The 11,563-nt window shown below is 68.4% G+C and carries 10 protein-coding genes; 5 read left to right on the top strand and 5 right to left on the bottom strand.

Going from position 1 to position 11,563, the window contains the following annotated elements:
• Positions 1–99: 99 nt before the first annotated feature.
• The gene (locus KXC42_RS19120) at positions 100–678 is read left to right on the top strand and encodes a TerD family protein (RefSeq protein WP_219129388.1); all 579 of its coding nucleotides are present in this window, start codon (positions 100–102) and stop codon (positions 676–678) included.
• A 112-nt stretch (positions 679–790) separates the two neighbouring features.
• On the opposite strand, the gene KXC42_RS19115 is transcribed toward KXC42_RS19120, so the two are convergent.
• Complete coding sequence (locus tag KXC42_RS19115) at positions 791–1,444, bottom strand: hypothetical protein (protein WP_024101848.1); 654 nt, start codon at positions 1,442–1,444, stop codon at positions 791–793.
• Between the two features lie 252 nt (positions 1,445–1,696).
• Between KXC42_RS19115 and KXC42_RS19110 the strand changes: the two genes are divergently transcribed.
• From KXC42_RS19110 to KXC42_RS19100, 3 genes are all read left to right on the top strand, one after another.
• Positions 1,697–2,986, top strand: coding sequence for an adenylosuccinate synthase (locus KXC42_RS19110; RefSeq protein ID WP_006552940.1), 1,290 nt, complete (start codon positions 1,697–1,699; stop codon positions 2,984–2,986).
• Between the two features lie 128 nt (positions 2,987–3,114).
• Entirely contained in the window at positions 3,115–4,653 is a 1,539-nt protein-coding gene (locus KXC42_RS19105; protein WP_071935595.1) for an alkaline phosphatase, read from the top strand.
• 33 nt (positions 4,654–4,686) lie between these two features.
• The gene (locus tag KXC42_RS19100; protein WP_071935594.1) at positions 4,687–6,168 is read left to right on the top strand and encodes a PLP-dependent aminotransferase family protein; all 1,482 of its coding nucleotides are present in this window, start codon (positions 4,687–4,689) and stop codon (positions 6,166–6,168) included.
• A 51-nt stretch (positions 6,169–6,219) separates the two neighbouring features.
• Here the strand turns inward: KXC42_RS19100 and KXC42_RS19095 are convergent, their stop codons facing one another.
• Both KXC42_RS19095 and KXC42_RS19090 read right to left on the bottom strand, forming a co-directional pair.
• Entirely contained in the window at positions 6,220–7,317 is a 1,098-nt protein-coding gene (locus KXC42_RS19095; RefSeq protein ID WP_019291085.1) for a CaiB/BaiF CoA-transferase family protein, read from the bottom strand.
• A 106-nt stretch (positions 7,318–7,423) separates the two neighbouring features.
• On the bottom strand, positions 7,424–7,801 hold the full coding sequence (locus KXC42_RS19090; protein ID WP_037217988.1) for a nuclear transport factor 2 family protein: 378 nt from the start codon (positions 7,799–7,801) through the stop codon (positions 7,424–7,426).
• A 92-nt stretch (positions 7,802–7,893) separates the two neighbouring features.
• On the opposite strand from KXC42_RS19090, the gene KXC42_RS19085 reads away from it, so the two are divergent.
• Positions 7,894–8,274: a VOC family protein gene (locus KXC42_RS19085; RefSeq protein ID WP_006552935.1), complete on the top strand. Its 381-nt coding sequence runs from the start codon at positions 7,894–7,896 to the stop codon at positions 8,272–8,274.
• Positions 8,275–8,281: 7 nt separating this feature from the next.
• Here KXC42_RS19085 and KXC42_RS19080 read toward each other — a convergent pair whose 3' ends face one another.
• Together KXC42_RS19080 and KXC42_RS19075 are read right to left on the bottom strand one after the other, a co-directional pair.
• Positions 8,282–8,710: a hypothetical protein gene (locus KXC42_RS19080; RefSeq protein WP_200358561.1), complete on the bottom strand. Its 429-nt coding sequence runs from the start codon at positions 8,708–8,710 to the stop codon at positions 8,282–8,284.
• Positions 8,711–8,733: 23 nt separating this feature from the next.
• On the bottom strand, positions 8,734–11,517 hold the full coding sequence (locus KXC42_RS19075) for a vitamin B12-dependent ribonucleotide reductase (RefSeq protein ID WP_006552933.1): 2,784 nt from the start codon (positions 11,515–11,517) through the stop codon (positions 8,734–8,736).
• Positions 11,518–11,563 lie beyond the last annotated feature (46 nt).

Genomic DNA, 11,563 nt, shown 5'->3' with positions numbered 1-11,563 from the left:
CGGCTACCCCCGCGGGACGGCCTTCACACGTCCTGCCCGACTCGTCCGGTCTTCACTAGGGTGGCGGTAGGCAACGATCATCGAGCGAGAGGATTCGGTATGGGTGTGAGCTTGGCCAAGGGCGGCAACGTTTCGCTGTCGAAGGAAGCTCCGAACCTGACGGCGGTGACGGTGGGCCTCGGCTGGGACGTGCGCGCGACGACCGGCGCGGACTTCGATCTCGACGCCAGTGCACTGATGACGAGCGAGAACGGCAAGGTCCTGTCCGACCAGCATTTCGTCTTCTACAACAACCTGCGTTCGCCGGACGGCTCCGTCGAGCACACCGGCGACAACCTCACCGGTGAGGGCGAGGGCGACGACGAGAGCGTGAACGTCGACCTCGTCGCCGTTCCCGCGGAGGTCAAGTCGATCGTCTTCCCGGTGTCGATCCACGACGCCGACGCGCGGGGCCAGTCGTTCGGTCAGGTGCGCAACGCGTTCATCCGCGTCGTCGACCGCGCCGACGGCCGGGAACTCGCCCGCTACGACCTCACCGAGGATGCGTCCACCGAGACCGCGATGGTCTTCGGTGAGCTGTACCGCCACGGTGGCGAGTGGAAGTTCCGCGCCATCGGCCAGGGCTACGCCTCCGGTCTGGCGGGCATCGCACGGGACTACGGCGTCAACGTCGGCTGAGCCCGACAGGGGTCAACGTCGGCTGAGCCGACAGGGGTCAACGTCGGCTGAGCCCGACAGGGGTCAACGTCGGCTGAGCCCGACAGGGGTCAACGTCGGCTGAAGATGGGTTTCAGCGGACGAGCTTCCACTTCTTGTCGTGCCGGTAGAAGGTCGACCGCTTGAGAGCCCGGGGGTTCGCGACCCCGTCGCGGGTGACGACTGCGGCGGGGGAACCCAACTGCATGGCCCGACCCGTCAGCCACTTGTAGCCGCCGAACCAGCGCGGCCGGTCGATCGCGGCCCGCAGACCGGGCATCGCGGGTGTGGGTTCGACGCGGATGCCGGGCACCGTGCCGGAGAACAGGCGGGTGTCATCGACGTAGGCCTCCCCGACGAGCGCATCGCCGTTCTCACCGCACAGCAGCGCACGGCCGACGAGGGCGATACCGGCGTCGTCGCGGATGAGCGGCAACGGCTTCGCGACCCCCTGCAGGGCGACGGTGGCGGCCTTCGACCCCGTCCGCAACCCGTACGCCTCCGTGGCCGGGGTTCGTGTCTCCGGGACGTACGCGACCTCCAGGTCGAGGCGTTCGGTGCGCATCAGCCGGGTGACGGTCGCGGCGAACGCCGCGTCGTTGCCTACGAGGATCAGACGAGGGTCCTCCACCGACTCGAGATGCGCGAAGACGTCCTCGAAGTCGTCCTTCTCGGGGAGGGCAGGCGCAGACAGTGCGGTCACGGGGGTCAGCGCCAACGGCAATGGCACGTCACCGCATCTGAGCACTACCGGGGTCAACGGGTCTCCTCGAGGGGTCGGGTTCGTCGGGCTCTCGGCTGCGTCCACTGTAATGGGAAGGCGGTGGGGGAGGGCGGCGGCGACCCGCCACCGCGCGCCGCAGCTCCGGCGCTTCTGCAGTCCCGTCATTCGCGCTCGTCGGAGGGTGGACTACACTGTGGTCCCGGCTGCTGCCCGGTTGGGCAGGACCCTGCAGGCGAGACCGCCCGCACGTAGACACCTGCCTGAGGAGAGCGCGACATGCCGGCAATCGTCCTGATCGGAGCCCAGTGGGGCGACGAGGGCAAGGGCAAAGCTACCGATCTACTCGGCGGACGTCTGCAGTGGGTCGTGCGCTACCAGGGCGGCAACAACGCCGGTCACACGGTCGTGCTGCCCAACGGCGACAAGTTCGCCCTGCACCTGATCCCGTCGGGCATCCTGACGCCCGGCGTCAACAACGTCATCGGCAACGGTGTCGTGGTGGATCCGGGTGTGCTGCTCACCGAGCTCGAAGGCCTCGAGAAGCGCGACGTCGACACGTCCCGTCTGCTGCTCTCGGCCGATGCGCACCTGATCATGCCGTACCACGTGGCCATCGACAAGGTCACCGAACGCTTCCTCGGCAAGAAGAAGATCGGCACCACCGGACGCGGTATCGGCCCCTGCTACCAGGACAAGATCGCCCGCGTGGGCGTGCGGGTCGCCGACGTGCTCGACGAGAAGATCCTCACCCAGAAGGTCGAGGCCGCACTGGAATTCAAGAACCAGGTGCTCGTCAAGATCTACAACCGCAAGGCGCTCGACCCGCAGCAGGTGGTCGACGAGGTCCTCACCCAGGCCGAGGGTTTCAAGCACCGCATCACCGATACGCGCCTCGAACTGAACAAGGCGCTCGAGCGCGGCGACACGATCCTCCTCGAGGGTTCGCAGGGAACGCTGCTCGATGTCGACCACGGCACCTATCCGTACGTGACGTCGTCCAACCCCACCGCCGGCGGCGCCGCTGTCGGTTCGGGTATCGGCCCGGCGAAGATCTCGACGGTGCTGGGCATCCTCAAGGCCTACACCACCCGCGTCGGCTCGGGTCCGTTCCCGACCGAGCTGTTCGACGACCACGGCGCCTACCTCGCCAAGCAGGGTGGAGAGGTCGGTGTCACCACCGGTCGCGCCCGCCGCACGGGATGGTTCGACGCCGTCATCGCCCGCTACGCGACCCGCGTCAACGGCATCACCGACTACTTCCTCACCAAGCTCGACGTGCTGTCGGGTCTCGACACCGTGCCGATCTGCGTCGGCTACGAGGTCGACGGTGTGCGTATCGACGAGATGCCGATGACGCAGACCGACGTGCACCACGCCAAGCCGATCTACGAGGAGATGCCGGGCTGGTGGGAGGACATCACCCACGCCCGCACCTTCGAGGAGCTGCCGAAGAACGCGCAGAACTACGTGCTGCGTCTCGAGGAGCTCTCCGGCGCCTACATCTCCTGCATCGGTGTGGGGCCGGGCCGCGACGAGACGATCGTCCGACGCGACGTCATCCGCTGACGGGGTAGTTCCCGGCCCGCGCCGATTCGTCGTCGGACGGGCGCCGATCCCTCACTGCATGTTCACCGACGGTTCGCACGGACTGTGCACGCTCGTCCCGCACAGTCCGTCGGACCCCGGGGAGAACCATGTACGTGTCCCGTCGAACCCTGCTGCGCACCGTCGCGCTCGGAGCCCTCGCGGCTCCGGCGGTGGCGTGCTCGTCGGGAAGTTCCGTTGCAACGCCGAGCCTCGTCCGTGAGCGGCCGATCCTCACCCACGGTGTGGCCACCGGCGATGTGCGGGCCGACGGGGCGCTCGTGTGGGCGCGCTCGGATCGACCGGCGCGGCTCGTCGTGGAGACGGCGGCCACCGAATCCTTCACCGATCCCGTCCGGCACGTGGGTGGTCTGCTGACGCCCGAGACGGACGGAACCGGCCGACTGCGGCTGACGGGACTGCCGGCCGGCGAGCAGGTGCACTATCGTGTCGTCCTCGAAGGCGAGGACGGCGCCACGTCCGAGCCGGTGACGGGTCTGTTCCGCACCGCCCCGACCGCACCCGGCGACATCAGGCTGCAGTGGTCCGGCGACACCGCCGGTCAGGGCTTCGGTATCAATCCCGACATCGGTGGGATGACGATCTTCGACACGATGGCCCGTCGCGACCCGCACCTGTTCGTGCATTCCGGCGACGTCGTGTACGCCGACAACCCGCTGAAGGAGACCGTCGAGCTGCCGGACGGCCGGATCTGGCGCAACATCGTCACCGAGGCCAAGAGTGCTGTGGCGCAGACCCTCGACGAGTACCGCGGCCAGTACGCCTACAACCTCATGGACGAGAACTATCGGCGGTTCAACTCCTCCGTCGCGCAGATCGTGCAGTGGGACGACCACGAGACCGTCAACAACTGGTACGCGGGTGAGATCCTGGATCTCGAGCAGTACACCGAGAAGAACGTGGACGTCCTGGCGGAACGGGCTTTCCGTGCCTTCCACGAGTGGCTCCCGCTCGATCCGGCGGAGGCCGTCGACGGACGCATCCACCGGGTCGTGCGGTACGGACCGCTGCTCGACGTCTTCGTACTCGACATGCGGACCTACAAGGACGCCAACGGCACCAACGTCGGCGCGGCGGGGCAGGTGCTCGGCAGCGCGCAGACGCAGTGGCTCATCGACGAACTCACCCGTTCGACCGCCACCTGGAAGATCATCGCCGCCGACCTGCCGATCGGCCTGGTCGTACCCGACGGCGATACGGCCTTCGAAGGAATCGCGAACGGGGACAACGGCGCTCCCTCGGGCCGGGAATCGGAGATCGCGCGGGTCCTGTCGGCGGTCGAGGCGCGCAGGATCACCGGCACCGTGTGGTTGACCGCCGACGTGCACTACACGGCCGCGCATCACTATTCGCCGGACCGCGCCTCGTTCACCGACTTCGACGAGTTCTGGGAGTTCGTCTCGGGACCGCTCAACGCCGGTGCTTTCGGACCCAACGAGCTGGACGGGACGTTCGGTCCCGAGGCCATCTTCGTGCACGCGCCCCCGGCGGCGAACACCTCGCCGATGGACGGATATCAGCACTTCGGTGAGGTGTTCATCGACGGCGCGACGAAGCAGATGCGGGTGGAGTTGCTCGACTCGCGAGGGACGGTCCTGTTCCGTCAGGTGCTCGATCCACCGGCCTGATCCCGCCCGCGCGATGCGGGGCATACTGGATCGGTGATCACTCGAGCGATCGGAGCCGTGTCGCTCGTCCGCGACCTCGGGAACTGGCAGGATTCGGGGCAGTCGCATCCCCGTCGCTCCGCTCGCCCCGATCCCAGACCCGCCTACCGGGCGCTCGCGGACAGCATCCGCCTGCTCGTGCACGACGGCCGCGTCCCGCTCGGGGTCGCCCTGCCCAGCGAGCGCGAACTCGCCGCGGCGCTGTCGGTGAGCCGCACCACCGTCGCGTCCGCCTATGCGGCGCTGCGGGAAGAAGGCTATCTGCGCAGTCGGCAGGGTGCCCGCAGCACGGTCGCCGTGCCCGCTCGCCGGGGCGCGGAGAACACCGGGTCCCGGATGCCGATCGGCCCGGCGATCGATCTGAGCAACGCCTCGCTGCCCGCGCCGGCAGCGGAGATCGAAGCGGCGTATGCCGCGGCGCTGCGGTCGATGTCGACCTATCTGGACTCGCACGGCATGGAACCGATAGGGGTGTCGGTGCTGCGCGAGGTCATCGCGCGCCGCTACCGCGAGCGTGGACTGCCCACCTCGCCCGACCAGATCATGGTCACCTCCGGGGCGCAGCACGCGATGCGCCTGCTGCTCGGTGTGCTCGACGACCCCGGCGACCGGGTGGTCGTCGACCACCCCACCTATCCCAATGCGCTCGAAGCGATCCGCCGCTACGGCGCGCGCCCGGTGCCGGTTCCGGTGCGCCCGGAGAACGGCCCGCACGGCGGCTGGGATCTCGACGGTGTCGCCAGTGCCGTCCGGCAGACCGCGGCGCGCACCGCCTTCCTCGTCCCCGACTTCCACAACCCCACTGGCCTGTGCCTCGACGAGGACGGCCGCGCCGAACTGGCCCGCATCATGCGCGATACGCGGACCACGCTCGTCGTCGACGAGTCGATGGTCGATCTCTGGCTCGACGCCCCGCCGCCGCCTCCCGTCGCAGCCATGCCTGCCGGCGCGTCGGTGGTGACGGTGGGTTCGACGGCGAAGTCGCTGTGGGGTGGCCTGCGGGTGGGATGGATCCGCGCCGACCGCGACACGATCGTCCGGCTGGCCGGGGCACGGACCGCGGTCGACCTGGGCACGCCTGTCATGGAACAGCTCGCGGCCGCGCATCTGCTCTCCGAAGTCGACGAACTGCTCGAACGTCGCCGCGCCGCGTTGAGGGAACGACGCCGTGCGCTGTGCGCAGCCTTGGACCGGCGATTGCCCGACTGGGAGTACACGCCGGGCCAGGGCGGGATGTCGTTGTGGGCACGGATGCCCGAGCCGGTGTCGACCTCGCTGGCTGCCGCCGCGCCGTCCCACGGTGTGCTGCTCTCCGCCGGTCCGCGCTTCGGTGTGCAGGGCGCGTTCGAACATTTCGTGCGCCTGCCGTACACGCAGGATGTCGAGGTCCTCGACGACGCCGTCGAGGCGATGGCCGCCGCCTACGAGCAGGTCGCCTCCGGGCGCACACCCGACGAGGCGCGGCTCGTCGTCTGATCCTGTGCGCCAGGACGATCGTCGGAGCGTCGGCGGGCTCGGGCTGCCGGATCAGACCCAGAGGGTGTCGATGTCGGTGGCCTCGGCCGCCGGACCGACGGGCTCGCCGGCGGGGGTGCGGGAGAAGCGCGGCGCCGGTGCGTGCTGCACGACGCCGTCGATCTCGATCAGCGACCCGCGTGCGACGAGATGCTCGTTCTTCTCCGCCTCGGCCCAGGTGAGGACCGGGGAGACGCAGGCATCGGTACCGAGGAAGATCTCGGTCCACTCGTCGCGGGTCTTCGACAGGAATTTGTCGGTGAAGATCTTCTTCATCTCCGCCCAGCGGGAAGTGTCGAGCTGGTGCGGCAGGTCGGCCGGATCGAGCTCGAGGCCCTGCAGCAGCAGCGCGTAGAACTGCGGCTCGATGGAACCGACGGCCATGTACTTGCCGTCCTTGGTCTCGTAGACCTCGTAGAACGGGGCGCCGGTATCGAGCATGTTGACGCCGCGCTCGTCCGACCACGCGCCGCGACCGCGGAACGCCCACATCATGTGCGAGAGAGCGAGGGCGCCGTCGACCATCGCCGCGTCCACGACCTGGCCCTTGCCGGAGGTCTGACGCTCGACGAGGGCGGACAGGATGCCGAAGACGAGGAACATCGAACCGCCACCGAAGTCGCCGACCATGTTCAGCGGCGGCACCGGACGCTCGCCCTGGCGGCCGATGGCGTGCAGGACGCCGGTGAGGGAGATGTAGTTGATGTCGTGGCCGGCGGCGTTGGCGAGCGGGCCCTCCTGGCCCCAGCCGGTCATGCGGCCGTAGACGATGCGCGGGTTGCGCTCGAGGACCACGTCCGGTCCGAGGCCGAGTCGTTCGGTGACGCCGGGACGGAAGCCCTCGATGAGGACGTCGGCGCGCTCGAGCAGGGTCAGGACCTTCTCGATGTCGGCGGGATCCTTGAGGTTGGCCTCGACGATGCGACGGTTGCGCTGAATCGGATCGCGCTGTCCCTCCGGCGGGATCTCGCCGGGGCGCTGCACGATGACGACATCGGCGCCGAGATCGGCGAGCAGGGTCGCGGCGTGTGGGCCGGGACCGAGACCCTTGAACTCGACGACGCGGACACCCGCGAGCGGACCCTTCTTCTCAACAGCTTCAGCGGACACTCGACGAACCTCGCTCCGATGTGTAGGGACTGTCGCAACGGAGAGTACCTTAGCGAGCGTTCAGAATATGGCTCCGGTCGCTGGGGTTCCGGTCGTCGGGAGTGGATCACTCCTCGTAGAGGTCGGCCTCGCTCAGTCCGGTCGCCTCGAAGGCCTCGCCGAGATCGGCGTGGCGGACGACGGTGACCACCTGGTCGTCGACCACCCGGAAGGCGATCGCCTCGTCGCGAGGACCCGGATCGGACGCCCAGGTCACCGTCTCCTCGACCACCACGATTCCGTGGTGGACGAACAGGCGGCCCGGTTGCAGCGTGACCCCTGCCGTCGTCGCCCACTCGCGCAGTTCGTCGAGTCCTTGGTCGGGATCGTCGTCGGGGGTGGGGAGCACGATGTCGTCGCTCGACAACTGCACGAGCGTGTCGATGTCGTTGCTGTTCACAGCGTCGTGCCAGGCCAGGACCGTAGCGATCTCCGAAGTACTCATGATCGAGAGCCTAGTCGCCGGATCGCCGAGGTGGGGGCGTGAATCCGCCGAATCCGCTGTCGCACTCGGGCGCTCCGGAGCACAGTGGACGTATGACGATCACCGGCCAACTCGTGAGCTTCGTCCCGAGCACCGACCTCGACGTCTCGGAGATGTTCTACGTCGACACCCTGCGCTTCCGGAAGCTCTCCCGCGACCCCTTCGCGCTCGTCCTCGACGGAGGCGGCGGCGCACCGGTCCGGGTGACCCTCGTGCAGTCGCGCGAGGAGACCGGCTACACCGTGCTGGGCTGGCGGGTATCCGATCTGGACGGCACCGTCGAACGACTGCGCGAGCACGGCGTGGAGTTCATCCGGTACAACGGCATGGATCAGGACGACCACGACGCGTGGACCGCACCCGACGGTATGCGGGTCGCATGGTTCCGCGACCCGCACGGCAACGTCCTGTCGTTGCTCGAACACCGCACCTGACGCGGCCTCAGCTTGCGAAGGCACCCCACAGGAAGCCGGCGAACAGCACCGCGAAGCCACCCATCTCACCGACGATCAGCGCGGCCATCGCCAGACCCGTCCCGCGCACCGGATGCGCGAACTGATTCGTGGTGTCGCGCAGCGCACCGTGCACGACATAGCTCGCGATCGCGCCGACGAAGAACACCACGATCACCGCGGCCGCGGCGAGGTTCACTGCGGTGGGCCACGCGCTGAGCTCGACGAACACCGCGACCAGCAGCGTCGCGAAGGAATACATCAGGGCCGATCGGTGGGCGATGTCGACGTACGGGTGCGCGAGGTGGTCGTCGGACGTCGCCATCTGCCGGTACTTCCACACGCCGAGAGCGAGCGCAAGAAGGAAGACCGCACCCGCGGCCGTCAGTGTCAGTTCGGTGTCGACTCCCAGGACCATCCCGCCAGTATGGACGCATCACCTCAACTGCAGCCGCTGGTGTTCCCACAGGACGGGCAGGCGTGGCACGACCCGGCCCGTTGCATCTTCACTCCGCACTGCATGCAGTACGGCGCGTCCGGATTCGACGGTGACGGAGCAGCGAGACCACCCGGGGAGGACGTGCTCGCGCTGCTCGTGCTGTGCGTGCCCCGCGGCGCGGTCGCCGGCGGATCGGGCTCACGCACCGGCGGCGTGCTCGTGTACGGCGTGAGCGTGGGGGTGTCGGGCACCGAACGCTCGGCGCCGGTGAGGATGCCCAGTTCGGCGCGCTCGTCGGGTTCGAGATAGTCGATCGCCAGTCGCCGGAAGATGTAGTCGAGGATCGACGTGGCGATCCGCAGATCCGGATCGTCGGTGATCCCGGCCGGCTCGAAACGCGTACTCGTGAAGGCCCGGACGAAGGTGCGCAACGGGACCCCGTACTGCAGACCGTAACTGACCGACATCGAGAAGGCGTCCATGATGCCGGCGAGCGTCGAGCCCTGTTTGGACACGCGCAGGAACATCTCGCCGGGACGCCCGTCGTCGTACTCACCGATCGTGACGAAGCCCTTGCAGTCCGCCACCCGGAACTCGAACGTCCGAGAAGTGCGGGTGCGCGGGAGCCGCTCGCGGCGAGGCGCCGTGGACGGAGCCGCTTCTGCGACAGCAGGGCGCGACGCCGTCGACAACGGTTGTCCCAGTTTGCAGTTGTCACGGTAGATCGCAAGGGCCTTCACGCCCAGGCGCCACGCGTCGACATACATGTCGGCGATGTCGTCGACGGTCGCGGACTCGGGCAGGTTCACCGTCTTGGAGATCGCACCCGACAGGAAGGGCTGCACCGCGGCCATCATCGCGACGTGGCCGCGCGGCGAGATGACGTTGTCGCCCATGGACGTCGCGAACACCGGTGCGTGCTCGTCGCGCACGTGCGGCGCACCGGCGAGATCGTGATGCAGATCGAGGTGCGCCACGATATCGGCGACCTCCGACGGGCTGTAACCCAGACGCGACAGTGCGCGCGGCACACTGCGATTGACGATCGTGAGGCTGCCGCCGCCGACGAGCTTCTTGGTCTTCACCAACGCCAGATCCGGTTCGATCCCGGTGGTGTCGCAATCCATCGCGAGCCCGATCGTGCCGGTCGGTGCGAGCACGCTGACCTGGCTGTTGCGCACACCGTGGGCAGAGCCGTCGGCCACGGCGCGGTCCCACGCCTGTCGTGCCGCATCGAGCACGTCGGCCGGTGCGAGATCGGCGTCGATGTCATCGAGTGCGCCACGATGCTTGCCCAGCACGTCGAGCATCGGCGCGCGGTTCTCGTCGAAACCGTCGAACGGTCCGAGGCGCCTCGCCATGTCCGCCGACACGGCGTAGGCGTGACCGGTCATCAGGGCGGTGATCGCCGCAGCCGTCGCGCGGCCGGCCTCGCTGTCGTAGGGCAGGCCCGAAGCCATGAGCAGCGCACCGAGGTTGGCGTAACCGAGCCCGAGCTGCCGGAACCGCCGCGACGTCTCACCGATCCGCTCGGTGGGGTAGTCGGCGCGGCCGACGAGGATTTCCTGCGCGGTGAGCATCACCGCCACGGAGTGACGGAAACCGTCGACGTCGAAGGTGCCGTCCTCGCGCAGGAAGGTCAGCAGATTCAGGCTCGCGAGGTTGCAGGCCGAATCGTCGAGATGCATGTACTCCGAGCAGGGATTCGACGCGTTGATCCGGCCGGTCGCGGAGGCGGTGTGCCAGGCATTGATCGTCGTGTCGTACTGGATGCCCGGGTCGGCGCACTCCCAGGTGGCGGCGGCGGTGCGCTGCAACAACTCTCGCGCGCGGACAGTCCGGACCGTCTCGCCGGTCGTCACGGTACGCAGCGGCCACTCGGCGTCGGCCACCACCGCGTGCATGAACTCGTCGGTCACGCGCACCGAGTTGTTCGCGTTCTGGTACTGCACCGAATGGATGTCGGTGCCGTCGAGACCCATGTCGAAACCGGCCTCGGCGAGCACCCGCGCCTTGCGTTCCTCGATCGCCTTGCAGTCGACGAACTCCTCGATGTCGGGATGGTCGACGTCGAGGATCACCATCTTCGCGGCCCGCCGGGTCTTGCCGCCGGACTTGATGGTGCCGGCGGAGGCGTCGGCGCCGCGCATGAAGCTGACCGGCCCCGATGCGCTTCCGCCACCGGTCAGCGGTTCGGCCGACGAGCGGATCCGGGAGAGGTTCACCCCGGCGCCCGACCCGCCCTTGAAGATCACCGCTTCCTGCCGGTACCACTCGAGGATCGAGTCGATGCTGTCGTCGACCGACAGAATGAAACACGCGCTGGCCTGCTGCGGAGTGTTCGGCACCCCGATGTTGAACCAGACGGGACTGTTGAACGAGGCCCGCTGGTGGATCAGCAGATAGGTCAGCTCGGCGGCGAATGCCTCCGGATCGTCGAGATGACCGTCGGTGTGCCCCCACGCCGTGATCGTGTCGACGATGCGCGCGATCACGTCGCGCAACGAGTGCTCACGATCCGGGTGTCCGAGCTGCCCGCGGAAGTACTTCTGCGTGACGATGTCGGTGGCGTTCTGCGACCAGAAGGCAGGAAACTCCACATCGGTTTGCTCGAAGACGACACGACCGGTGCCGTGGTGGACGATCCGCGCGTCGCGGCGCTGCCACTCCACCGCCTCGGCGGGATCGACACCGGGCGTCGTGAAGTACCGGACGTCGCCGCGCACCGCGGCGGCTGCGGCGTCCGATGCACTCTTCGGGCTGCTGTGAGGCCTGGTACTGCTCATCGCGTCCTCCCGGGGGCGTGGACCGGTGGCACATATAGTCCCACCA

The sequence above is a fragment of the Rhodococcus sp. LW-XY12 genome (assembly GCF_019317345.1).
GTDB lineage: Bacteria > Actinomycetota > Actinomycetes > Mycobacteriales > Mycobacteriaceae > Rhodococcus > Rhodococcus pyridinivorans.
This window is presented reverse-complemented; position numbering and strand designations above follow the sequence as displayed.